Source organism: Rhodophyticola sp. CCM32 (assembly GCF_004751985.1).
Taxonomy (GTDB): domain Bacteria; phylum Pseudomonadota; class Alphaproteobacteria; order Rhodobacterales; family Rhodobacteraceae; genus Rhodophyticola.
Genome location: NZ_CP038492.1, coordinates 2,947,598 through 2,970,012 on the forward strand (window position 1 = coordinate 2,947,598; position 22,415 = coordinate 2,970,012).

General features: G+C 60.1%; 23 protein-coding genes. 10 read left to right on the plus strand and 13 right to left on the minus strand.

Translation table 11 applies throughout. The features are described 5' to 3' along the window. Nucleotides 1–89 precede the first annotated feature (89 nt). Entirely contained in the window at nt 90–560 is a 471-nt protein-coding gene (locus tag E2K80_RS14310) for a Dps family protein (protein WP_135375611.1), read from the plus strand. Between the two features lie 123 nt (nt 561–683). On the opposite strand, the gene E2K80_RS14315 is transcribed toward E2K80_RS14310, so the two are convergent. The 3 genes from E2K80_RS14315 to E2K80_RS14325 all read right to left on the minus strand — a co-directional run bounded on the left by E2K80_RS14315 (nt 684) and on the right by E2K80_RS14325 (nt 2,425). Next, entirely contained in the window at nt 684–953 is a 270-nt protein-coding gene (locus E2K80_RS14315) for a DUF1289 domain-containing protein (protein WP_135375612.1), read from the minus strand. 41 nt (nt 954–994) lie between these two features. After that, nucleotides 995–1,177 carry a hemin uptake protein HemP gene (hemP, locus tag E2K80_RS14320; RefSeq protein ID WP_135375613.1) on the minus strand — a complete coding sequence of 61 codons (183 nt, stop codon included), beginning with the start codon at nt 1,175–1,177 and terminating at the stop codon, nt 995–997. A 66-nt stretch (nt 1,178–1,243) separates the two neighbouring features. Next, complete coding sequence (locus E2K80_RS14325; RefSeq protein WP_135375614.1) at nt 1,244–2,425, minus strand: acetoin utilization protein AcuC; 1,182 nt, start codon at nt 2,423–2,425, stop codon at nt 1,244–1,246. 93 nt (nt 2,426–2,518) lie between these two features. Between E2K80_RS14325 and E2K80_RS14330 the strand changes: the two genes are divergently transcribed. Genes E2K80_RS14330 through E2K80_RS14340 form a run of 3 tightly spaced genes read left to right on the plus strand, consistent with a single transcriptional unit; the run spans nt 2,519 to nt 4,171 of the window. Next, nucleotides 2,519–3,007, plus strand: coding sequence for an NUDIX hydrolase (locus E2K80_RS14330; protein WP_238475551.1), 489 nt, complete (start codon nt 2,519–2,521; stop codon nt 3,005–3,007). Nucleotides 3,008–3,054: 47 nt separating this feature from the next. Then, nucleotides 3,055–3,513 carry a DUF1178 family protein gene (locus E2K80_RS14335; RefSeq protein ID WP_135375615.1) on the plus strand — a complete coding sequence of 153 codons (459 nt, stop codon included), beginning with the start codon at nt 3,055–3,057 and terminating at the stop codon, nt 3,511–3,513. A gap of 1 nt (nt 3,514) precedes the next feature. Beyond that, entirely contained in the window at nt 3,515–4,171 is a 657-nt protein-coding gene (locus E2K80_RS14340; protein ID WP_135375616.1) for an SDR family oxidoreductase, read from the plus strand. 308 nt (nt 4,172–4,479) lie between these two features. Here E2K80_RS14340 and E2K80_RS19645 read toward each other — a convergent pair whose 3' ends face one another. Further along, on the minus strand, nt 4,480–6,954 hold the full coding sequence (locus E2K80_RS19645) for a glycosyltransferase family 2 protein (protein WP_238475552.1): 2,475 nt from the start codon (nt 6,952–6,954) through the stop codon (nt 4,480–4,482). Nucleotides 6,955–7,324: 370 nt separating this feature from the next. Continuing rightward, nucleotides 7,325–7,636, minus strand: a complete 312-nt coding sequence (locus E2K80_RS14355) for a DUF6280 family protein (RefSeq protein WP_121899636.1) — start codon at nt 7,634–7,636, stop codon at nt 7,325–7,327. A gap of 223 nt (nt 7,637–7,859) precedes the next feature. Between E2K80_RS14355 and efp the strand changes: the two genes are divergently transcribed. Together efp and gltX are read left to right on the plus strand one after the other, a co-directional pair. After that, nucleotides 7,860–8,423: an elongation factor P gene (gene efp, locus E2K80_RS14360; protein ID WP_135375617.1), complete on the plus strand. Its 564-nt coding sequence runs from the start codon at nt 7,860–7,862 to the stop codon at nt 8,421–8,423. Between the two features lie 162 nt (nt 8,424–8,585). Then, on the plus strand, nt 8,586–9,908 hold the full coding sequence (gene gltX, locus E2K80_RS14365) for a glutamate--tRNA ligase (protein WP_135375618.1): 1,323 nt from the start codon (nt 8,586–8,588) through the stop codon (nt 9,906–9,908). A 3-nt stretch (nt 9,909–9,911) separates the two neighbouring features. Here gltX and E2K80_RS14370 read toward each other — a convergent pair whose 3' ends face one another. Then, the gene (locus E2K80_RS14370) at nt 9,912–10,553 is read right to left on the minus strand and encodes an NYN domain-containing protein (protein WP_135375619.1); all 642 of its coding nucleotides are present in this window, start codon (nt 10,551–10,553) and stop codon (nt 9,912–9,914) included. A gap of 237 nt (nt 10,554–10,790) precedes the next feature. Between E2K80_RS14370 and E2K80_RS14375 the strand changes: the two genes are divergently transcribed. Further along, nucleotides 10,791–11,711, plus strand: a complete 921-nt coding sequence (locus tag E2K80_RS14375; protein WP_135375620.1) for an IS110 family transposase — start codon at nt 10,791–10,793, stop codon at nt 11,709–11,711. Nucleotides 11,712–11,854: 143 nt separating this feature from the next. Then, entirely contained in the window at nt 11,855–14,116 is a 2,262-nt protein-coding gene (rnr, locus tag E2K80_RS14380; protein WP_135375621.1) for a ribonuclease R, read from the plus strand. A 66-nt stretch (nt 14,117–14,182) separates the two neighbouring features. Here rnr and E2K80_RS14385 read toward each other — a convergent pair whose 3' ends face one another. Beyond that, on the minus strand, nt 14,183–15,223 hold the full coding sequence (locus tag E2K80_RS14385) for an aromatic ring-hydroxylating dioxygenase subunit alpha (RefSeq protein ID WP_135375622.1): 1,041 nt from the start codon (nt 15,221–15,223) through the stop codon (nt 14,183–14,185). 94 nt (nt 15,224–15,317) lie between these two features. Continuing rightward, on the minus strand, nt 15,318–16,232 hold the full coding sequence (locus tag E2K80_RS14390; RefSeq protein ID WP_168193202.1) for a LysR family transcriptional regulator: 915 nt from the start codon (nt 16,230–16,232) through the stop codon (nt 15,318–15,320). Nucleotides 16,233–16,675: 443 nt separating this feature from the next. Between E2K80_RS14390 and E2K80_RS14395 the strand changes: the two genes are divergently transcribed. After that, nucleotides 16,676–18,022, plus strand: a complete 1,347-nt coding sequence (locus E2K80_RS14395; RefSeq protein ID WP_135375624.1) for a lytic murein transglycosylase — start codon at nt 16,676–16,678, stop codon at nt 18,020–18,022. A 22-nt stretch (nt 18,023–18,044) separates the two neighbouring features. Next, on the plus strand, nt 18,045–18,500 hold the full coding sequence (locus E2K80_RS14400; RefSeq protein WP_135375625.1) for a VOC family protein: 456 nt from the start codon (nt 18,045–18,047) through the stop codon (nt 18,498–18,500). Nucleotides 18,501–18,522: 22 nt separating this feature from the next. Here the strand turns inward: E2K80_RS14400 and E2K80_RS14405 are convergent, their stop codons facing one another. The 5 genes from E2K80_RS14405 to dgcN all read right to left on the minus strand — a co-directional run bounded on the left by E2K80_RS14405 (nt 18,523) and on the right by dgcN (nt 22,314). Further along, nucleotides 18,523–19,383 (minus strand): D-amino-acid transaminase, encoded by an 861-nt coding sequence (locus E2K80_RS14405; protein ID WP_210405394.1) that lies wholly within the window; start codon nt 19,381–19,383, stop codon nt 18,523–18,525. 64 nt (nt 19,384–19,447) lie between these two features. Continuing rightward, a complete protein-coding gene (locus E2K80_RS19650) occupies nt 19,448–19,834 on the minus strand; it encodes a hypothetical protein (protein ID WP_238475553.1) in 387 nt (128 codons plus the stop codon). Further along, nucleotides 19,834–20,340, minus strand: coding sequence for a PHB depolymerase family esterase (locus E2K80_RS19655; protein WP_238475554.1), 507 nt, complete (start codon nt 20,338–20,340; stop codon nt 19,834–19,836). The genes E2K80_RS19650 and E2K80_RS19655 overlap by 1 nt, the downstream gene beginning before the upstream one ends. 13 nt (nt 20,341–20,353) lie before the next feature. Then, the gene (dgcA, locus tag E2K80_RS14415) at nt 20,354–21,316 is read right to left on the minus strand and encodes an N-acetyl-D-Glu racemase DgcA (protein WP_135375627.1); all 963 of its coding nucleotides are present in this window, start codon (nt 21,314–21,316) and stop codon (nt 20,354–20,356) included. Continuing rightward, nucleotides 21,313–22,314: an N-acetyltransferase DgcN gene (gene dgcN / locus E2K80_RS14420; protein WP_135375628.1), complete on the minus strand. Its 1,002-nt coding sequence runs from the start codon at nt 22,312–22,314 to the stop codon at nt 21,313–21,315. The genes dgcA and dgcN overlap by 4 nt, the downstream gene beginning before the upstream one ends. Nucleotides 22,315–22,415: the final 101 nt, after the last annotated feature.

Below are 22,415 nucleotides of genomic sequence, written 5' to 3' on the forward strand. Positions count from 1 at the left end.
CTCGACAGTTTTTAGAATGGCTCTAAATAGGGTGCATCGCCAGCCAGCCATGCGCCAGCCCGCCCTGATCTGATGAGAGGATAGAAAAGATGACCCAACCCGCAGCCCAGATGAGCCCCACCGCACAAGAGGCCATTGTCGAGGCGCTTACCCAGGGCCTGTCTGAGACAGCGGTGACCACGATGCTGGCACAGAATTTTCATTGGAACGTGACCGGCATGGGGTTTGGCCCGCTGCATGCGCTGTTTCAGGAAATCTATGAAGACCATTTCGTTGCGCAGGATGATCTGGCCGAGCGAATCAAGGCGCTGGACGGGCATGCCCTGGGGCAGCTTTCGGCGATGATCGGCCGCTCGAAAGTGGATGAACATGATGGCCATGCAGATGCTGCCGCAATGGTCGGCGCGTTGCAGGCGGCGCAGGAAACCTTGGCGGCGACATTGGCCGAAGCGGGCCAGTTGGCCGCTGATCATGGCGATACGCTGACCGAAGATCTGTGCATTGCACGCGGGCAGGTGCATGAGAAATTTGCCTGGATTCTGCGCGCCCATCTGAAGTGATTGCAGGCCGGGCGCCCGCCGACACCGGTTTGCGTGCGCGCTGTATCGAAAAAGCGCCTCGCCCGCCCAGCACCGAAAAAGCCCCGGACATATATGGTTCGGGGGTTTTGCGTTCAGGCCGGTTCAGGCCACCTTCTTGACGGCTTTGCCAAGGCCAAGGGGCGGTTTCACGCCCTTTTTCATGCACTTACCTATATAGGCAGGGCGCCAGGCAGAAAACTTTCCCATCACCTCCTGCTGGGCGATCAACATCTCTATAAAGGCTGTCCGGTGGCCGTCCTTGTCCAGAGATTTATACATCGCCTTCTGGTCTTTGGTCATGGAACACCCGATGCAATGCCCGCCACGGCGGAATTTGCAGACATCAATGCAGGGGCTGGGGGTTTTGGACATGCCTGGACTTTCGATCTGGGTATGCAGGTATCAATCGCGGGTCACTTGGTCAGGATCAGCTTGCCTGCCCGTGTGATACGCAAAGTGTAGGTTTTGTCATCCAGCACGATCAGTGCTGTGGTTCCATCGTCGCCGGTCAGCTTGCGCGCGTCATGCACAGGCATGTCAGGATTGGGGAGGCGCGTAGCAGGCTCGTCGGTATTGACCGAGGAATGAAAGGTCATGGGTATCTCCCGTTGGCTCATGGCGCAATCCTGAGCAAAAGACTAGGACATGTCAATCCTGAGTTTTTACCTCGGAATTTGCCCGCGCGCCGCCGGTCGATGCAGAAGATGCTCCACCCGGGTTTTGATCTCGGGGCGAAGCGCGCCGGGCCGTGAGTGGTCGCGCAGCGTGGTGAACCAGTGGGCGGGGGGTGTTTTCCCGGCTCTTGCCTTGTCCCATGTCAGCGCGCGCAGCACCGTCTCGGCCTCTGGTGTCACCCGTTCGGGGATCTCAACCCCGTTCAGTGTCGCCCAGACCCCGGTCCAAAGCCGCCCCACCGACCATGGGTTGTAGCCGCCACCACCAAGCACCAGAAGGCGCGGGGCATTCAGGGCCATAAGCCCGGACAGCATTTGCCAATGGGCGTTGTTTGACAGGGTCAGACGCGACAGCGGGTCTTCGGTCACCGCATCTGCCCCGCATTGCAGGACCAGCGCATCGGGGCGGAACGCGGCCAGTGCCGGCAGGATCAGCGCATCGCGGATAAACGCCATCTCGGTATCGTTGAAGCCTTTTGGGACAGGCAGGTTCAGGCAATTGCCGCCGCCATCCTGATCCAGCGTCCCGGTGAAGGGCCACCTGCGTTCCTCGTGAACCGAAATCAGCAACGTGTCGGGATCACCCGCAAAGCCCGCCTCCACCCCGTCGGCGTGATGGGCGTCGATATCCACATAGGCGATGCGTCTTGCCCCGGCCCGCCGCACGGACAGCATCGCCAGAACCGGATCATTCAGGTAACAAAACCCGTTTGCCCGGTCGGGCATCCCGTGATGGGTGCCGCCGCCCGGGTGGTAGATCACACCACCCTTGGCCAGCAATTCGCCTGCCAGAAGGGATGCGCCCGCCCCGGTGCAGGGGCGGCGAAACATCTCGGCATAGACCGGGTTCGAGACCGTCCCAAGCCCGTGACGGGTGCGCATCACCTCGGTGACATTCTGGTCCCGCTCGGCCTGTTCCAGGGCGGCGATGTATTCGGGCGTGTGCCAGACATGCAGGGCTTTCGGTTTGGCACGGGGGGAGGTGCGGTACTGCGCATCCGGCAGCCACCCCATGGCACGGCTCAGATCCATGACAGTTGACACACGCGGCACCCGCAGCGGATGCCACTGCCCATAGCTGGAACTGCGATAAATCTCGGACCCGAGGAACAACGGCGCAGAGTGTGGCGGTCTCTTCTCAAGCTCGGCTGCAACGGGGGCATTGATCATGGTTCGAAAGGAAGCCTGCGTAAGTGTGGATGTCACAATAGCTTGATAAACTGGCCTTTTGAGGAAAATCACATATGCTGTGTGTCAGAAGGAATGGTAAACCGATATATGGGCAGTCAAAGAACATTACAGGCCCCCTTGCAGATGGTGGGGGTTCGCAAACGCGATACACGTACCCAATTCGCGGCGCTTTGCTATCGCAAACGCAAAAAAGGTGTCGAGCTTCTTTTGCTGACTTCGCGCGATACCAAACGCTGGATCATCCCCAAAGGCTGGCCGATGGACGGGCTGACCCCTGCGGATGCCGCCGCCCTTGAGGCCTGGGAAGAGGGGGGGGTCAAAGGCAATGTCCATGACCATTGTATCGGCATCTATTCCTACACCAAACATATGGCAGATCAGCCTGACCTGTCCTGCATCGTTGCCGTGTTTCCGGTTGAGGTGAAACGCCTAGATTCGGATTACCCCGAGGCGGGGCTGCGCAACCGCAAATGGTTCTCGCCCAAAAAGGCAGCGGCGCGTGTGAAAGAGCTGGAACTCAAGCAAATTTTGCGAGAGTTCGACCCAACCTTGCTGCGCTGATGTCAGGGGTTTGATTGCAGATGGAATTTGCATAGGTTGACGCGATCATGATCCGATATTCGCTGAAATGTGCCGATGGGCATGCGTTTGACAGCTGGTTCCAGTCGGCTGAGGCATTTGATGCCTTGGCGGGGCGGGGCCTTGTGGCCTGTGTGATCTGTGGCAGTGAAGATGTGAAAAAGGCGGTGATGGCGCCACGGGTGACAAAAAAGGGCGGCGGGATGGTCGCGCCGGAACCTGACCTGCCCGCCACGCCTGCACCGGTCTCGCTCAGCACGCCCGAGACACCGATGGAACATGCGATGAAATCCATACGTACCCATCTTGAGAAACACTCCACCTATGTCGGCGGCACATTCGCCGATGAGGCCCGTGCGATCCATCTGGGTGATGCACCTGCGCGGATGATCCACGGGGAAGCCAAGCCCGAAGACGCCCGCGCATTGATCGAGGATGGTGTGCCCATCGCCCCGGTTCCGGGCGTGCCCAAAGCGAAAAGCAACTGAGATGCGGGTGCTGGTCACCGGGGCCAATCGGGGTGTGGGTCTGGCGCTGGTCGCGCAGATGGCAGCGCGCGGGGATCAGGTGATTGCCACGACCCGCAGCGACACACCGCTGGACAATGTGCAGTGGGAACAGGCTGATATCTCTGACCCGGCTTCGATCATTGCGCTGGCAGGGCGGGTTCAAGGGGCTCTGGATTTGCTGGTCTGCAATGCCGGTGTCCTGCATGACCGGCGCGAGGGTCTGGAAACCGGCTATGCGCCCAAGATCTGGGCCGATACGCTGGCGGTGAATGTCACCGGCGTATTCCTGACAATTCAGGCGTTTCTGCCGCATCTGCGGGCCGGTGAGGCCGGAAAAATCGCGATCATTTCATCCCAGATGGGCAGTTCCACCCGGAGCACGGGCGGGACATACGCCTATCGTGCCTCCAAGGCGGCAGCGCTGAATATTGGCCGTAATCTGGCCCATGATCTGGCGCCGGAGGGGATGTCCGTGGGCATTTATCACCCCGGTTGGGTGCAGACAGATATGGGCGGCGGCGGGGCGGATATCACCGCGGATCAGTCCGCGAGCGGACTGATTGAAAGATTTGATACGCTGAGCGTTGCAACCACAGGTGTCTTTGAAACCTGGGATGGACAGGCCCACGCGTTTTAGGTGCTTTTGAAGAGAAATCGTTTATTCTGCACCATCCCGCATCAACCTTCCCGCCCGGCGGCACCGCCGGGCAGCGCCCGAACCGCCCCCACGGGGCGGGCGCTTCGCTTCCTGCCCCTCGGTTCGGGCTCTGCCCTCCGCGCAATGCATATGTGTTGGGGAATTTTGGGCTGACGCCTTAAACCTGCATCACCCATACCCTGTCACGCCTTCGGCGTTCTGAGGATATTGGCGATACATCATGTCTCAAGGTAAAGGCGGGGTGCTGTAGAAAGTAGTTTCCTGGCAGGGATTTTGTGATGCAGATTCTACTCTGCGGCGTCCTTGGTCATGTGCATTTTTCCGTCAACAAATGCCCGCTGCTCTTCTTCCTGCATCTGATCGTCAATCCTTCTTAGCGATACATCCAGGCTGGCCTCGTGCAGCACGCGCAATTCTGTATCGGACAGCAGATTGTCGATCCGGCCCTGCAAGTCACCTGATCGGATGCTTGTATCCTCGAAAGTGTTCAGGTCGAACTTGTCCCAATAGCTCAGGTCGATCCGGCCCTTGTCTTTGGAATTTGCCGTACCGCGCAGCTTTTTCAGCATGAATTCCTCACGCGATTTCACGGCGTAATGGTTGACCTGACCAAACTCATAGCTGACCACACGCGCATTCGACCGCCAGCCGGATCTGAGATATTTATCGCCAATCGGCGTGCCGCTGGCGGTGACCCATGTGACCTCATCCGGTTTGACCTCGCGGGTTTTGTGAAACCTCGGGCGGTGGACACCAAAATAGTCAAAGCTGGCGGGTCGGAACAATGTCTTGAAGCCCCAGACCAGCCCGGTTTCGGGCTCTTCCACATTGCAGGCGCGTGTGAACCGTTGGGTGACAGGGGCCGGATCCATATGTTTGGCCCCGGCTGAGCCAAAAAGCCGCCAGTTGAGGGATACCGCATCGGTATTGTCGGGCAGGGCCTCCAGCAGCGCATCAAGACTGCCATCGCCGGTATGGATGTTCAGAAATTCATCTGCATCAGCAATCAGAACCCAATCGGCCTGCCGCACAATCTCCAGCTTGTTGGCGCGGGAATAGGCGCGGCGTTGCGGGTCCATGCGCGGCCCAAGCGGGTTGTCGAAATGTTTGACGACCCCTATCGCATCCAGACGATTCAGGATCAGATTGGTGCCGTCTGAACAATCGTTGGAGTAAAGCACAAACCCGTCAAACCCAAGATTGAGGTAATGGGCGATCCATTCAACGATATAAGGCCCTTCGTTTTTCATCGTCGAGACGACAAGGCGTTTGAACCCCGGTGCAGTGGCGGGGCGGGGGCGGATTGACAGGGCATTGCCTGCGGCGGCCTGCGCGTGTTGGGCCCGGGTCACCACTGGCTGGTCAGGGGCTTTCAGCGTCATAATGGGTGCGCCCGGTTTCACCGTCTTGGCGGCTGCTTTGGCCTCGGCATCGGCCTTTTTCTGGGCCATGCGGGCCTCGCGGCGGGGGTTCGGCGCCGTCAGCTTGGCCATGATCTCGTCGGTGATTTCCTCGGCGGTCTTGCCGCTTTTGTCCGGGTCTTCGCGGACAGGCGTGTCATCCGCCATATCCCCGACCGTGTTTTCACCATCCGCAGCAACATCCTGCATTTCACGCCGGGCTGCGGATTTGCGGCCGGTCTGGGCGGCATTGATCATCTTGGCGATGGCTTTGTCAGGCACGCCGCGTTCGCGCAGCTGCGCCACGACCTGTTGGTATTTCAACGGCAGGTGGAGGGTGAACAGCACCTCGTCCAGACCTTCGATCGTCAGCTTGCCGGCCTCTTTCAACGAGGCCAGCCATGTGTCGTATTCGCCGGTCTTGCGCAGTTTGGTTACCTGTGCCTCATGGAAGGCCATGGCGTCTTTTTGCAGCTTGGCGAGTGTTTTGTCTTTCAGCCATTCATCCATTTTCGCGCGCACCGCAGGCGCGCGATCGGCGGCGCCTCTGACCTCAATCTCGTTACGGTCGAAAATGGCGAAGTAATTGGCGTTATATTTGTCTTCCTTGTTGTTCACATTGCCGCGCATCCGGCGCAACAGATAGGCCTCATAGCTTTTGACCGCATAATGGTTCATTTCGACCAGATTATAGCCCAGGGTCGGCTTGGTAGAGCGCCAGCCGGACAGCTTGAAATCATTGGCCATTTCCTTGCCCGACCCGTTGACCCATCTCTGTGCCATCATCGCGCGGGGGCGATCAGGGTAAAGTTTGGCCTTTTTGATATGCGGGCGGTGGATGCCCATTTTCATCTCATCATAAGGGCGGAACATGGTCTTCACGCCCCAGCCTTTCTTGAACGCATCGGGCGCGGCGCGGGTCAGGCTTTCGGTGACCAGCCCCGGGTTCCAGGGTGTCAGATCATTTGACCCGAAGAACCGCCAGGTGATGTTGATCGCGTCAATATCATCGGGCATCGCCGCCATCAGCGCATCCACACTGCCATCGCCGGTTTTGATATTCACAAACTCGTCTGCATCCATGGTCAGGATCCAGTCACTGTCGCAAATCTCAGGGTTTGATTGCGCCAGATTAAGCGCATTGGGCTGGGGTTTCTTGCCCTCCGGCACCTCATTGGGGAAATGCTGGGTGATCCCCATTTCCTGCAATCGGATCAGCATCTTATCGGTGCCGTCGGTGCAGTTATTGGTATAGACACAGATATTGTCGAAGCCCATCAGGTGATGATAGGCAACCCATTCCAGAAGGCAGTGGCCTTCATTTTTCATCATCGACAGAATCGTATAGCGGTGCTTGGCCATATCGCCCCTTGGCGGTTATCTCTGCTCGGGCCGGGGCAAATTGCGCGGCTTTGGCCGCTTTTTCTGAACATCACCCCCGGGTTCGCCCCCAGTTAAACAGCAAATGGGGCAAAAAAACGAGAGGATGGCGAAGATTTCCGGTATTTTCTGCCATATCCCAGCCGTATAGCGGTTTGTCAGGTCGGTTCGGGCCTGCTTGTCGAGGCCGCGCAACCGGACGAGTTGAGAGAGATATTCCGGGCCATCACACTGGCCCCGCCAGCTCCCGAACCCGGCCCGGCCCTTGGCGCGTATTTTACAAACGCCCCCCTGAAACGCGAAAAGCGTGCCCCCAAGGACACGCTTTTCACTCAGCTTCGTCAGTCTGGTCTCAGGCGGCTTCCGCCTGGTTCCGGCGTTCACTTTCTTCACGGCTGAGCGCAACAGAGGTCCGCACACCGTTTCCGACAAAGGCCATCAGGCCCGACACAACCCGTTCATTGGGGTCAATGCCCGCACAGGACAGTACTTCGCGCCCATCGCGTGAGCGGGCCCAACGGGCAATCTGCTCCGGGCCGTTTCCATATTTCTTGTCATCGGCAATCGCGTCATCCAACGCGGCCAGCACAACAGCGGCAAACAGCTTTCGCGACCGTTGGCCCTGTTCAAAGTTGAAGGCAGTGCCATCAACGAAATCTCGCATTTCGTCGTCCTTTATTGCTCTTGCATTTTCGGCGTGACGTCTCTTATGCCCGTTTGTTGGGCGATTCTGTGTTGCAAATTGCGCATATGTGTTATTCGGTAGGCGCATGGCTTGATAAAGGGCCGTACTGAACCCGGTGTATTGCCACCCCTTAACCCGCCAGATATAGGACGAATCCAGAAATTCTCAAGCTTTTGCCTCGGTTTTGACAAGGTTTCGAACAATGCCAAAGATCAACGGAAACGAGATTCGCCCCGGTAATGTGCTGGAGCATAATGACGGTCTGTGGGCGGCTGTGAAGGTCGATCATGTGAAACCGGGCAAGGGCGGTGCATTTGCCCAGGTGGAGCTGAAAAACCTGCGCAATGGCTCCAAGCTGAATGAACGCTTCCGGTCAGCGGACAAGGTTGAACGGGTGCGGCTGGAACAAAAAGACCAGCAATTCCTGTATGAATCCGATGGCATGCTGGTGTTCATGGATACGCAATCCTACGAGCAGATTGAACTGCCTGCGGATCTGCTGGGCGACCGCCGCCCGTTCCTGCAGGATGGCATGACCATTGTTGTGGAGTTTTACGAGGAAGAGGCGCTGAACGCGACCGTTCCCCAGAAAGTCACCTGCAGGATTGTCGAGACCGAGCCGGTGGTGAAAGGCCAGACCGCCGCCAACAGTTTCAAACCCGCGATCCTCGACAATGGGGTGAAAATCATGGTGCCGCCCTTTGTCGGTCAGGATGAAGATATCATCGTGAACACCGAAACCATGGAATATTCCGAACGCGCCTGACCTGTCTGGTCACCGGCCTGCACGGATTGGCGGCGCATATATCTGTCGCGGGCGGGTTGGAATTCTGATCCCGTTCTGTGGGTGATCTGCCCGCTGCCCGGCGCCCATATGGACAAAATGCACAGCCTGTGAAACAGCATCGGCCCAGTTCTGGAGGCTTCAATGACCGTCACCCGTTTTGCGCCCTCGCCCACCGGCTATCTGCATGTGGGCAATCTGCGCACTGCCCTGTTCAACTACCTGATTGCGCGGAAGGCGAGCGGGCAGTTCATTCTGCGTCTTGATGATACGGATCCGGAGCGGTCAAAGCCCGAATATGCCGATGCGATTCAGGAAGATCTGGAATGGCTGGGCCTGACATGGGACCGGGTTGAGCGGCAGTCGGACCGGTTGGATCGGTATGCGGCAGCGGCAGATGATCTGCGCGCCAAGGGCCGGTTTTACGAGGCGTTCGAGACGCCGGTGGAACTGGACCTGAAGCGCAAGAAGCAACTGAATATGGGGCAGCCGCCGGTCTATGACCGCGCCGCGCTGGGCCTGTCGGAGGAAGAGAAAGCCGCGCTCCGGGCCGAGCGGGGGCAGGGCGTCTGGCGCTTTCTGCTGGACCGGGGTCGGATCGAATGGGCCGATGGTATTCTGGGCGATCTCAGCATTGATGCAGCCAGCGTCAGTGACCCGGTGCTGATCCGGGGCGACGGGCAGGTGCTGTATACGCTGGCCTCGGTCGTGGATGACACCGAAATGGGCATCACCCATGTGGTGCGCGGCTCGGACCATGTGACCAATACCGCGACGCAGATTCAGATCATCGCGGCACTGGGCGGCAGGCTGCCCGCCTTTGCCCATCATTCTCTCCTGACCGGGCCGCAGGGCGAAGCGCTGTCGAAACGCCTCGGCACGCTGGCGTTGCGCGATCTGCGCGAAAACGGTGTGGAGCCGATGGCGCTTCTGTCCCATATGGCGCGGATCGGATCGTCGCAGCCGGTCGAACTGGCAGGCTCGCTGGAGGAACTGGCCGAAGGCTTCGATCCGGGTCATTTCGGTTCGGCCCCGACGAAATTCGATGTGGAAGACCTGTACCCCCTGACCGGGCGCTATCTGCATACGCTGCCGCTGAGTGCTGTGGCGGCGGATGTGGCGGCCCTTGGCGTGCCCGATGATCTGGCAGACCCGTTCTGGACCGTCGCACGCGCCAATATCACCACCCGCGCCGATCTGGCGGGCTGGTGGGCGTTGTTTCGTGACGGGGCCACACCTCTGGTGGCCGATGAAGACCGCGCCTTCGTGGCCGAGGCCTTCGCGATGCTGCCGGACCTGCCCTATACGGCAGACACATGGGCCGACTGGACCGGGGCGGTGAAACAGGCCACAGGCCGCAAGGGCAAACCCCTGTTCATGCCACTTCGCAAGGCGGTGACCGGTCTGGAACGGGGCCCTGAAATGGCGGATGTGATGCCGCTTCTGCAGAAGAAACCGGCGCTTTGAGCGTCAGGCAAAGCCTTCCGGCTTGAAACGCACTTTCGCGTCCGGGCCACGGGCATCCAGATCATATAATTCGGTGCGGTTGCTCAGATAGTTGCGCCAGTTGCGCTCGGGATATGTGCTTATCCGAATACCCTGTTTGGAATGCATGATCCCGCCAAGATACCCGATCGGTATGCCCTGCCCATTGCTGTTGTTTGCTTCGATGACCTCACGGATTTTATGGTCAAGTGCTGTGGTATGCCTTGCGCTCTGCGCCAATTCCTCGAAAGCCGTACAGGCAGCACGAAACACTTCCGGCGCTTTTGCCTCCCCGATCCCGATCACCGTCAGACCGCGTTCGCGCAGGCGCTGGGCCAGATGGGTGAAATCACGGTCGGAACTGGCAATGACCACGCAATCGCAGGGGCGGGTCAGGGCGTGTTCCATGGCCTCAATGGCCAGCAGCAGATCGGTTGCATTCTTGCCCGTACCGGAATGGACAAAGCGATAGCCCGGCTGATCCTGCCATTTAGGATACTTGCATGCATTGCCGTAAACCCGCAACACATCCAGCCCGCCTACGCTTTGCGCGTGGTTGCGAATGAATGCTGCATGGCTGGCTGAAATATTCTCTCCATCCACAAAAACGGCGACATGCCGGACCATCCGAATCCTCATCATGACAAATCTGCATTGCACGGCAGGCTTCCATCGCAATTTGACCAAAGTACGACAGAACAGCGATCTTCCATCGCGCCCCCGCTTCTCTGCTTCCCAAATATCCAGATTCTCTGAGGGATCAGAGGCATCGTCTCCGGGTCTGAGCCCCGCCCGCAATGGTTTGTCCTGCACACTTGATTGGAGCAGTTGGCGCTGACTCCGTTCGACTGGAACAGGGGTATCATGATGGAAAATGTATTTGGTGTCGATGTGGCAAAGAACTGGATTGATGTTGCGGGGCCTGGTGGCCATGAACGGGTTGGCAACAGGGATCTGGAGGCCTTCGCGCGGCGCGTTGCCGCCCAGGGCGGGCGCGTGGCATTTGAGGCCTCGGGGGGATATGAAACGCCGTTGCGCGCCGCGCTGGCCCGGGCAGGTGTCCGTGCGATCCGCATCAATCCACGGCGGGCGCGGGCCTTTGCCACCAGCCTGGGTCGTCTGGCCAAGACCGACCGGGTGGACGCAGGCGTGTTGCGCCAGATGGCAACACGGCTGGACCTGCCGGACTGCCCTCCCGAGAGGGAAGAGGTGATCCGGCTCAAGGCCTTGCAGCTTCGTCGCCGCCAGTTGGTGGAGGATGCAAAACGCGAGAAGACCCGCCTGACCCAGACGTCCCATGCTGCGATGCGCGCCTCTGCCCAGCGGGTTCTGCGTCTGTTGCGGCGAGAAATTCTGCAGATCGAAGCCGCCATTGCCAAGCTTATTGCGGCATCTGCGGATTTGCGCGGGAAGGCTGAGCTGTTGCGGACGGCACCGGGGGTGGGGCCGGTCTCGGCCACCGCCCTTCTGGCAGACATGCCCGAACTTGGCGGGCTGACACCGCGCCAGGCTGCGGCGCTGGCGGGCCTGGCTCCGATATCGCGCGATAGCGGGCTGCGCTGCGGAAAACGACGCATCGGTGGCGGCCGAAAAGCGCTGCGCGACGTGCTATACATGGCCGGCCTGAGTGCTGCACGCCACGATCCAAACCTGCGCGCCTTTGCCCAGCGGCTCAAAGCCAAAGGAAAAGCACCAAAACAGGCAATCATCGCCGTCACGCGCAAATTGCTCACCATCCTAAACGCAATGATCCGAGAAAACAGACCATATCAGCATACTTCATAAACACACTTGCCCGGGGGAGACTGCGGACCCACAAAACCACGCCATCCGTCCGGCTTAGAGAGAAAACGTTCCATTCTGCACCATCGCTTATCAGCCATCACTTCCCGCATGACGCGCGCCGCCGCCCGTGCTACCTCCCCTTTATGAGCCGCCTCCCCACAAAATCAGACATCCTCGCCTGGATTGCCGAGCATCCCAGCCAGACCTCCAAACGCGATATCGCCAAGGCCTTTCACATCAAGGGCGCGGCACGGATCGACCTGAAACGTCTCCTGCGTGAGCTGGAGCAGGAGGGGCATCTGGAAAAGCGCCGCAAAACCTATCGCGACCCGGATAAACTGCCGCCGGTCTCGGTGCTGCAAATGCTGCCCCCCGATGATCTGGGCGATCTGTTCGCCAGACCGCTGGAATGGCATGGGGAGGGGCCGGAACCGCGCATCCTGTTCTCGGCCCGCGCAACCGATCCGGCGCTGGGGGCGGGGGACCGTATTCTCGCCCGTCTGCAAGAGACCCGTGGTGAAGACCACCAGTATATCGCCCGTCTGATCCGCCGGATCGGCACCAACCCCCGAAAGCTTCTGGGCATTTTCCGCAGCTCTGCCGAGGGCGGGCGCATCGTGCCGATCGCCAAGGGCAGCGACAGGGAATGGGTGGTCGCCGCGGATGCCACCCATGGCGCCAAAGACGGGGAGTTGGTGGAGGCGGAACAGGCGGGTCCGAAAACCCGCATGGGCCTGCCGCGCGCGCGTGTCACCGACCGGCTGGGCGACCCCGGTGCGCCGAAAGCCGTCAGCCTGATCGCGATCCATGAACATGGCATCCCAGACGCTTTCCCCGATCCGGTGATCGCAGAGGCAGACGCCGCCAAACCCGCAGACCTGTCGTCGGGTCGTGAGGATCTGCGCGACATGCCGCTGGTCACCATCGACCCAGGCGATGCCCGCGACCATGATGATGCCTGCTATGCCCATGCGGATGACGACCCGAAAAACAAGGGCGGTTTTGTCATCTGGGTCGCCATTGCCGATGTGGCCCAATATGTTCGCCCCGGCTCTGCCCTCGACCGGGAGGCCCGGAAACGCGGCAATTCCACCTATTTCCCCGACCGGGTTGTGCCGATGCTGCCCGACCGGCTGTCAGGTGATCTCTGCTCGCTTCATGAAGGGGTGCCGCGCGCCTGTATCGCCGCCCGCATGGTGATCGACGCCGAGGGCAACAAGCTTGGCCACAGCTTTCATCGCGGGCTGATGCGCTCTGCCGCCTCGCTGACTTATGAAGAGGTGCAACAGGCACAGGATGGCGCGCCCAATGACAGATGTCAGCCGCTGCTGGAGCCGGTCATCGCGCCGCTTTATGCCGCTTACGGTGCCCTGAAACGCGCCCGGGCCACCCGGCAACCGCTGGAACTGGACCTGCCCGAACGCCGGATCATGCTCAGCGATGCGGGTCAGGTGACGTCCGTTGCGTTCAAAGACCGGCTGGACGCCCATAAGCTGATCGAGGAATTCATGGTGCTGGCCAATGTCGCCGCAGCCGAAACCCTGATCGCCAAACGCACGCCGCTTCTGTTTCGCGTCCATGAAGAGCCGGACCCGCAGAGGCTGGAAAGCCTGCGCGAAACCGCCCAAAGCTCGGGCTTCAACCTTGCCAAGGGGCAGGTTCTGCAAACCCGCCATCTGAATGCGTTGCTAAGCGTCGCCGATGACACAGAGTTCAGCGAGCTGATCAACATCTCTACCCTGCGCTCCATGCAGCAGGCCTATTACAATGCAGAGAATTTCGGCCATTTCGGCCTGGCGTTGAAATCCTATGCTCATTTCACCTCGCCGATCCGGCGCTATGCGGATCTGATCGTGCATCGGGCGCTGGTCAGCGCCCATGGCTGGGGCCGTGACGGGTTGAGCTCGGAAGAGATTGACCGGTTTGACGACACGGCCAAACATATCTCGGATACCGAGCGCCGGTCGATGGTGGCGGAACGCGACACCAATGACCGCTATCTTGCGGCCTATCTGTCAGATCGCGTGGGGGCAGAGTTTACCGGGCGCATCTCTGGCATTGCCCGTTTCGGGGCGTTTGTGAAACTGGCGGAAACCGGGGCTGACGGGCTGTTGCCCATGCGCGCCCTGGGGCGGGAATATTTCCACCATGATGCCGAGGCGCAAACCCTGATGGGGGCCGATACCGGGCTGATCATCGGCATCGGTCAGGAGGTAACCGTGAAACTGGCCGAGGCTGTGCCCGTCACCGGCGGGCTGACGCTGGACCTGGTTTCCATAGATGGAGAGACCGTGCGCCACGGCCCTGCCAATGCGCGACGCGGCAAACCCCCACGGCGCAAAGCCGGCCAGTCCCGCGCCAAAGCGGCAAAAGGCAAAAAGAAAACCCTGCGCAAACGCCGCTGATCAGGTTCGCGTTGGTGGCAATGGCGCAGGTATTTTCAGCGACGCCGGGCGGACCAATCGCAGAGGTTACTCCGCCATTTGCAGATCGACTTCCTGCTCTTCATTGATCATGGCCTGCAGCTTACGGCGAAACCGGAGTTGCCCGCCATCAATCGGCAAATCAATATGGGGTGAGCGTTTTTCGCGCATTCCGATCTGCACCTCATTGAGAACAGCCCGATCTTCTTCGAATGCGTGCTGGACATCTTCACTCATCATCTTTGACAGGGCTTCATCGTCCGGCCGGATATTGCGCAGCTGGAACCAGTAATAGCGCGTCTTGCCGTCTGTCGTCGGCGTCATGAAATTGTAGCTGTCCATCACGAAAGTCTTTTCGTGCAGCGGGCCGTCCGGCCCGCCTGTTCCGGCGGGTGTGAAAACAGCCTTTATCAACGCATGAGAAGGGTAGCGCACCTCGTAATGCTGAAGCCGGTCACAATTGCCCGAAAACTCGACGACTTTCTTGTAGAACGGGGCGGGCTCATGATCCATCATCCAGCGGTGAACAATGATGCCATCATCGGTCTTGGTGATCCGAAGTGGCGTGTCCTTGGTCGCATCTGCGGCAAAACTGCTTTCATGCACCCATGCGACATGGGTCGGATCAAGCAGATTGTCGCACATCAAAAGGTAATTGCAGTCCAGTTCCATGGCCGCGCCCCGATTGATCCCCCAGTTGGGATCATCGTAATTTTCGATCTCAAAAATGTCGTTCGGGTCAGCCAGTGCCGGATTGCCCATCCAAATCCAGACCAGCCCGTATTTTTCATGTAACGGAAAGGCATGAACCTTGGCATTGGAAGGGATGCGGCCCATGCCCGGGGCCCAGACACATTTTCCTGCGCAGTCAAATGTGAGCCCATGATAGCCGCATTCCAGCTGGTCATCCTTCAGACGGCCCTTGGACAGTGGCAACTTGCGATGGGGACACGCGTCTTCAAGGGCAACCAATTCCCCATCCCGGGTACGAAACACGCAGATTTTTTCACCCAGGACGAGGATTTGTTGCAGTTCTCTGGTGATTTCATGATCCCAGGCCGCGACGTACCAGGCATTTTTCAGAAACATGGGTGATATCCTCTGCTCCAGTTTCCCAAGGGTTTAGCGCAGTCTGCATTTTGGCGGGTGAGAAGAAAAATATATAAACATTATTTTTTCTAAACTATGTCTGACTCAGCCCGGCAGCCAGACCCTCCAGCCAGACAAGGAATTCTCTTGCGGCGGGTTGTTCAAGCGTATGCTCCCCCCAGCACACATAGTAAGGCTCAGGCATGGGGAGAGATTTCTCTGACAACCGGACCAGCCTTCCATGCATCAGGTCAAGCCTGGCGAATGAATGCTGGGCCAGCACAACGCCCTGACCTGCCGCCGCCGCTTCCAATGCAGAGCCGGAAAGCGAGTGAACCGAAACCGGGCGGTTGTCAGGCGGGTCTGTCTGATGATGCAAGAACCAATCGCGCCAACGCGGCACGTTTGGATAGTTTGGGCCCCAGTCAATCTCGAAATACGGCAGATCCCTTAACCCGTGCAAGGTCATTGCATGCGGATGCCTGTCTGCGAATTCAGGTGAACAGACGGGAAAACATATATCCGTAAACAACTCCCGGAAATATGGGTATTGTCTGGCGACTGCGCCATATGTCAGGCGAAACATCTCCCCGATCATCAGACGGTCAGGCTCCGCATATGTTGACACAAGCCTGACAGGAACCTCTTTGGCGGATGTCTGAAATGTCTGAAGATGCGGGTTGAGCCATTTCAGAAGCAATGTTGGAAGCCCGGAAACCCTCAAATCCTTCCCGGTCTTCGCCTCTTCAATCAAGGTTTGGGCTTTTGCGAACCGATCAAATCCGGAAGCAAGCAATTCGAAATAGGATCGCCCGACACTGGTCAGAACCGATTTGCGGCCATCTTTGAGAATGATCTGAACACCAACGTGATTTTCCAGTGCCTTAAGGTGTTGGCTGATGGCGCCCGGGGTCACATTCAATTCCTGCGCTGCACCCGCGATCGAACCCAAACGGCCAAACGCTTCAAATGCCTGTAACGAGCGGAGAGGGGGCAAGTGCGACTTCATGGGCGTCCTTATGGGTCTGGCCAGCAACACCTTACCAAGGGCGGGCCTTGGAACAACAGAGGCCAATAGCAGCCTGTGATCCGCAAGATGAATGGCAATCTTCGGACAAACCCCGCAGGTCAGAACCGGCCCCTTTCCCATCACCTCAAGACCTGAACCACGGGACTGAACTTCTGCACCACCCCGCATCACCCTCCTGCCCGGCGGCACCGCCGGGCCGCGCCCGAACCGCCCCCAAGGGGCGCGGGCGCTTCGCTTCCTGCCCCTCGGTTCGGGCGCGGCCCTCTGTGTAATGCATATGTGGTGCAGAATTTCAGTCCCGTGGTTTAAAACCTATCCCACACCCGGCAACTGCCCGCCCATGCCTCTGCATTCCGCTTCTTGCCCCGGGCCAATCGCGTTATACTGCACCCGAGCAGAGCAATAATATGACAGGGGCAGCTATGCGTGGGGCATGGGCCGGATTCGGTATTCTTTTCAGCATGTGGTCAGCCGCGTCTCTGGCACTGCCCCCGGATGTCTCGCAACGCCCGGCTCAGCGCCCGGCGTCTTTGCCGGTCACCGTTTCCACACAGCAGGCGGATCTGGCCAGCCGTGCATCCCTGCGCCCGGTTGCGCGCAGCCTTACCTCGCCTGTACAGCAGATATCTCTGGCTCAGGACACCGCTGATGATGCCGGGTTTCGGCAGTGGATTCAGGCGTTTCAGCCCCGCGCCCGTGCGGCTGGCATCACGCAAGCCACCCTGGATCGCGCCTTTCGCGATGTTCACCTGAACAGCACTGTTATCGAGCGGGACCGAAACCAGTCAGAATTCTCCCGCGCCCTTTGGGACTATCTGGATACCGCCGTTTCCGACACACGGGTGCGCAACGGGCGCAACGCATTGACGCAATACCAGCAGATACTGCAACAGGTGGAACGCAGATATCAGGTGGAGGCCGAGGTGGTCGCCGCGATCTGGGGGCTGGAAAGCGCCTATGGGAATATCCGCGGCGATACCAACATCATAGAGGCCATGGCCACCCTGGCCTATGAAGGCCGCAGGCAGGCGTTTTTCGAGGCGCAATTGCTGGATGCATTACAAATTCTGCAATCCGGCGATGTGCAGCCGGAACAGATGACCGGGTCCTGGGCGGGTGCGATGGGCCATACGCAATTCATGCCCAACAGCTATCTGGAATATGCGGTGGATCTGACCGGCGATGGTCGGCGCGACATCTGGTCGGACAACCCGGCGGATGCTCTGGCCTCGACCGCGAATTATCTGCGCAGCTTCGGCTGGACCCAAGGCCAGCCCTGGGGGATGGAGGTGACCCTGCCGCGCGGCTTCGACTATGCCCAAAGCGGGGAGCGGATCAAACGCAATGCGCGCCACTGGAATGACATGGGCGTGCGCCTGAGCGATGGCCGCCCGCTGCCCGATCATGGCCCCTCTTCGATCCTGCTGCCTGCGGGGGCCGAGGGGGTGGCCCTGGTCATCTTCAACAATTTCCACGTGATCGAACGCTATAACACCGCTGATGCCTATGTGATTGCCGTGGGCCATTTGTCAGACCGGATCACCGGCGGCCCCGGCTTTCGCGCCAATTGGCCCCGGGACGACCGGGCGCTTAGTTTCGGGGAACGCGAAGAGCTTCAGCGCCGTCTGACGCGGGCCGGTTTTACGACCAACGGGATCGACGGCATTGTCGGCCCCGAAACGATTGAGGCGGTGCGCCGCTATCAGGCCTCGATCGGCGCAATACCCGATGGCTACGCCTCGCTGCGGATATTGCAGCAATTGCGGTGAATGGCGGGAAAGGAACAGCCGGATGACACGCGGGTTTCAGGTGCGTGGCCTGGGGGAAATTGCCATTCGCTGCAACGATCTGGCCCCGATGGTCGCGTTCTACGAAGAGATTCTGGGGCTGGAAAGAATGACCGGCGGCACCCGCGACAGGATTGTCTTTTTCCGCATTGCCGAGGGGTTTGGCGGCCACACCGCCGTGCTGGCCCTGTTCGACAAGGCCCTGAGCCGGAATCCCGGGCCTCACCCGACGGAACCGGACAGGCCGGAAACCGGCGCAAAATCCTCGCTGCACCATATCGCACTCTCCCTGCCCTTTGCCGAGCAGGAGGCGGTGATGGCCTGGTATGAGGCCAAAGGCCTGAATTACCGGGTGGAGCTGTTTGACTGGACCGGCTGGCGCGGGGTGTTCACCGAAGACCCCGAAGGCAATACGGTCGAACTGGTGGCAAAAGACCCGGATTGGTCGGGCCCGTCGTAACACCAGTCCTGACCCGCGGATATCAGATGGCGGTTTTGCGGCTTTCCTCCAGATAGATCTCCCGCAGGCGGGCTGCCACCGGGCCGGGGGTGCCGGTGCCGATTGGCGCGTCATCCATTTCGACCACGGGCATCACAAAACTGCTGGCCGAGGTGACAAATGCCTCATCCGCCGCTTTCGCCTCCTCCACCGTGAAGGCGCGTTCTTCCACCTTCATCTGCGCCTCGCGGGCAAAGCGCAACACGGCGGCGCGGGTGATCCCGTGCAGGATATCATGGCTCAACTGCCGGGTGATGATGGTGTTGCCCTTGACGATATAGGCATTGTTCGAGGTGCCCTCGGTCACCGCGCCATCTTCGACCATCCAGGCATCATCGGCGCCTGCCGCCTTGGCCATCATCTTGCCCATCGAGGGGTAGAGAAGCTGCACCGTCTTGATGTCGCGCCGGCCCCAGCGCTGATCTTCGATCGAGATCACCTTGATCCCGGTTTTCGCAGCCGGGCTGTCGGCCAGGCCGGGTTTGTTCTGGGTGAACAGCACGATGGTCGGCGGCGTGTCCGGATCGGGAAAGGCGAAATCCCTGTCGGCGGCGGCACCCCGGGTGATCTGCAGATAGACCAGCCCATCGGTGATGTCATTGCGGGCCACCAACTCGCGGTTGATCTCCAGCAATGTCTCCATCGTGACCGGCGTGTTCATGTCCAGCTCGCTCAACGAGCGTTGCAGCCGTGTCGCGTGCCCGTCAAAGTCGATCAGCTTGCCATCCAGCACGCTGGTCACTTCATAGACGCCATCTGCAAACAGAAACCCCCGGTCAAAGATGGATATGGTGGCCTGTTCGTCGGGCAGGTATGTGCCGTTCACATAGACAATACGGGACATGTGCAATCTTCCTTTTCCTGTCCCGCACAGCTGCGCTGGCAGGGGTGTTTCTGTCAAGCCAATGTCAGAGGTCAAGCACCCGGTGAATGCCATAATTCAGGCGTGTGGCGGAAAAGCTGTGACCGCCGGGGAAAGTGCAGAAATCAAGCAGCTGACCGGCGGGGTTTTGTGACTGGCGGCAGGTCATGTTGCCCGGCGCGGTGACGGTTCCCGTCTCGGTAAACCGCCCATGATCCGCGTAAAGCGCAAGCGCGGTCAGCACATCGCCCTGTCTGGTCTGCGCGATCGGGCGGCCGCCAAGCGGCACCACCCCGTCCTCGGTGCCATGGATATGCACCAGACTGGCGGGCGGTGTGGGGCAGTTGTCAGGAACAGGTGCCCAGAATGTGCCTGACATCGGCACAAAACCCGCAAAGCTTTCGGACATGCCGCAGGCCAGGGTCCAGGTCATCATCCCCCTGCGGAAAAGCCGGTGGAGACCAGGCGGTCGCGATCAAGCGGGATTTGCCGGGCCACATCCTCCAGCACGGCGGCAACATAGCTGTATTCCGCCGCTTCGCTCTGGCCCGGATTGGCCGGGCGATGGGCCAGGTTCCAGTCATCACCGGCGGATTTCAGGGCGATGATGGCCATTCCCAGATCATCGGCCAGCGCCCTGAGCGAGGGGTTGCGCATCGCGTTTGCGGCACTGCCGCGATAGCCATGGGCATAGACAATTGCGCCCATCGGCGTGGCCCCCAGCCCATCGGGCACATAAAGCCGATAGCTACGGTCCCCGATCACGCAATCAGTGTCGGATCCACAGGCCAGGGCGGGGCTGGCGGCAAGAAAGGTCAGAAGCAAAGCAAGAAAGCGCATGGCAAGAATATCCTTTGGGTGTTCCGGCGCAATCCTGATGCGCTGGCTCTCGGATTGCACCGCACAGTCGCGTGAGGTCATCCGCGCGCGTGAGGTCATCCGCGTGAGGTCATCACCCCCAAAGCTCGGGCCGGGCCGGGGCAATCGTGCTGCCGGTGAAGACCAGCGGCGTGTCACGGTCTTCGGCCAGCAAAAGCGGCCCGTCCAGATCGACCAGATCGACGCCCTGTGCCACCAGCATCGCCGGGGCCATCGCAAGGGATGATCCGACCATGCAGCCCACCATGATCCTGTAGCCCTTGGCCTCGGCCGCCTGTCGCAGGGCCAGCGCCTCGGTCAGGCCGCCGGTCTTGTCCAGCTTGATATTGGCCATATCGTATTTGCCCGCCAGACCCGGCAGGCTGGCCCGGTCATGGCAGGCTTCATCGGCGCAGACGGGCAGCGGCCGCTCAATCTCCTGTAGAAGATCATCCGCCCCGGCGGGCAGGGGTTGTTCCACCATCTCGACCCCCAGCCGCAACAGATGCGGGGCCAGATCGGTATAGACCTCTGCGCTCCACCCCTCATTGGCGTCGACGATGATGCGCGATTTGGGGGCACCCCGGCGCACGGCCTCCAGCCGGGGCATGTCTTCCGGAGTGCCGAGTTTGATTTTCAGCAGGGGCCGGGCGCTGTGTTTCGCCGCAGCGGCTTCCATGTTTTCGGCTGTGTCGAGCGACAGGGTAAAGGCCGTGGTCTGGGCCTTTGGCCGGGGCTGGCCGGCAAGCTGCCAGACCGGCACACCGGTCTGTTTCGCCTGCCAGTCCCACAAGGCGCAGTCAACGGCATTCCGTGCGGCCCCCGCAGGCAGGGCATCCTGCAAATCCTGGCGCGAGATATCCGGCGGCAGGTCTTCGATCTGGGCCGTCACAGTTTCCGGCGTTTCGCCATAACGCGCATACGGCAAACATTCCCCCTGACCGATGATCCCGTCGCGGATCACCCGCGCGGTCAGCACCTGCGCCTCGCTTCGCGACCCGCGCGCGATGGTGAAAACCTCGGCCAGGCGTAACCTGTCGGGCGTAACCGAAATCACAGGACTGTCAGGGCATCAACCAGCCGCCCGGCCCCCTGACGGAACGGATCAACCGTGGGCAAGCCCATGCGGGTTTCCACCTCGGCCAGATAGGTCAGCGCCTCGTCCTCTGCCATTGCGGCGGTGTTGACGGAAATGCCCGCCACCGCGCAGGCCGGGTTGGCGATCTGTGCCAGTGGCAGGGCCATATCCCGCAGCGCCTCAAGCCCGGGCAGATCATAACCCGGCAAACCCCGCATATGGCTGCGCGTCGGTTCATGGCTGAGGATCAGCGCATCGGGCTGCCCGCCATGGATCAGCGCCATGGTGACCCCGGAATAGGAGACATGGAACAGGCTGCCCTGCCCCTCGATATGATCCCAGTGATCATCGTCATTATCGGGGGTCAGCCATTCAACGGCACCGGCCATGAAATCGGCAACCACCGCATCCAGCGGCACGCCATTGCCGGTGATCAGAATGCCGGTCTGCCCGGTGGCCCGAAAGCTTGATTTCAGGCCCCGCGCCATCATCTCCTGATCCATGGCAAGCCCGGTATACATCTTGCCGACCGAACAATCGGTGCCGACAGCCAGACAGCGCTTGCCGGTACGTTTGATGCCATTGGCAATCGGATAGGCAGTGTCGGGCACCCTGACATCATGCAGGGCCCGGCCCGTCGCCTTGGCCACGGCGGCCAGATCGGTTTCATCGCGCAACAGATTATGCAGGCCCGAGGCAAGGTCGAACCCTTCCTCCAGCGCCATCACCAGCACCTTTTTCCACGCCGCCGAGATTACCCCGCCGCGGTTGGCCACCCCCACGACAACGGTTTTCGCACCCGCCGCTTTCGCCTCGGCCAGGGTCATATCGGGCAGACCCACATCTGCCTGACACCCTGCCATTCTGATCTGACCCACGCAATTATCCGGTCGCCAGTCCCGGATACCGCGCGCCACCTTTGCTGCCAGATCATCAGGCGCGTCGCCCAGAAACAGAAGATAGGGGGTCTTGATCATGTTGCACTCTCCGAAACGGGTGTAAGGCGTCGCGCAAGATTAGAGGACGGTTCCCGAAAAGACTTCGCAGTTTTGTCATCATACAGCGGGTTTGATCGGAG

Bases quoted from the DNA above. Each gene is read 5' to 3' on its own strand.
- E2K80_RS14330 (WP_238475551.1), top strand. From the start codon at position 2,519: ATGGTAAACCGATATATGGGCAGTCAAAGAACATTACAGGCCCCCTTG.
- E2K80_RS14405 (WP_210405394.1), bottom strand. From the start codon at position 19,383: ATGTCCCGTATTGTCTATGTGAACGGCACATACCTGCCCGACGAACAG.
- E2K80_RS19655 (WP_238475554.1), bottom strand. From the start codon at position 20,340: ATGACCTCACGCGCGCGGATGACCTCACGCGACTGTGCGGTGCAATCC.
- E2K80_RS19645 (WP_238475552.1), bottom strand. From the start codon at position 6,954: ATGGCCAAGCACCGCTATACGATTCTGTCGATGATGAAAAATGAAGGC.
- rnr (WP_135375621.1), top strand. From the start codon at position 11,855: ATGAGCCGCCTCCCCACAAAATCAGACATCCTCGCCTGGATTGCCGAG.
- efp (WP_135375617.1), top strand. From the start codon at position 7,860: ATGCCAAAGATCAACGGAAACGAGATTCGCCCCGGTAATGTGCTGGAG.
- E2K80_RS14390 (WP_168193202.1), bottom strand. From the start codon at position 16,232: ATGAAGTCGCACTTGCCCCCTCTCCGCTCGTTACAGGCATTTGAAGCG.
- dgcN (WP_135375628.1), bottom strand. From the start codon at position 22,314: ATGATCAAGACCCCCTATCTTCTGTTTCTGGGCGACGCGCCTGATGAT.
- E2K80_RS19650 (WP_238475553.1), bottom strand. From the start codon at position 19,834: ATGACCTGGACCCTGGCCTGCGGCATGTCCGAAAGCTTTGCGGGTTTT.
- gltX (WP_135375618.1), top strand. From the start codon at position 8,586: ATGACCGTCACCCGTTTTGCGCCCTCGCCCACCGGCTATCTGCATGTG.
- E2K80_RS14400 (WP_135375625.1), top strand. From the start codon at position 18,045: ATGACACGCGGGTTTCAGGTGCGTGGCCTGGGGGAAATTGCCATTCGC.
- E2K80_RS14335 (WP_135375615.1), top strand. From the start codon at position 3,055: ATGATCCGATATTCGCTGAAATGTGCCGATGGGCATGCGTTTGACAGC.
- E2K80_RS14325 (WP_135375614.1), bottom strand. From the start codon at position 2,425: ATGATCAATGCCCCCGTTGCAGCCGAGCTTGAGAAGAGACCGCCACAC.
- E2K80_RS14310 (WP_135375611.1), top strand. From the start codon at position 90: ATGACCCAACCCGCAGCCCAGATGAGCCCCACCGCACAAGAGGCCATT.
- E2K80_RS14385 (WP_135375622.1), bottom strand. From the start codon at position 15,223: ATGTTTCTGAAAAATGCCTGGTACGTCGCGGCCTGGGATCATGAAATC.
- E2K80_RS14370 (WP_135375619.1), bottom strand. From the start codon at position 10,553: ATGGTCCGGCATGTCGCCGTTTTTGTGGATGGAGAGAATATTTCAGCC.
- hemP (WP_135375613.1), bottom strand. From the start codon at position 1,177: ATGACCTTTCATTCCTCGGTCAATACCGACGAGCCTGCTACGCGCCTC.
- E2K80_RS14355 (WP_121899636.1), bottom strand. From the start codon at position 7,636: ATGCGAGATTTCGTTGATGGCACTGCCTTCAACTTTGAACAGGGCCAA.
- E2K80_RS14395 (WP_135375624.1), top strand. From the start codon at position 16,676: ATGCGTGGGGCATGGGCCGGATTCGGTATTCTTTTCAGCATGTGGTCA.
- E2K80_RS14375 (WP_135375620.1), top strand. From the start codon at position 10,791: ATGATGGAAAATGTATTTGGTGTCGATGTGGCAAAGAACTGGATTGAT.
- E2K80_RS14340 (WP_135375616.1), top strand. From the start codon at position 3,515: ATGCGGGTGCTGGTCACCGGGGCCAATCGGGGTGTGGGTCTGGCGCTG.
- E2K80_RS14315 (WP_135375612.1), bottom strand. From the start codon at position 953: ATGTCCAAAACCCCCAGCCCCTGCATTGATGTCTGCAAATTCCGCCGT.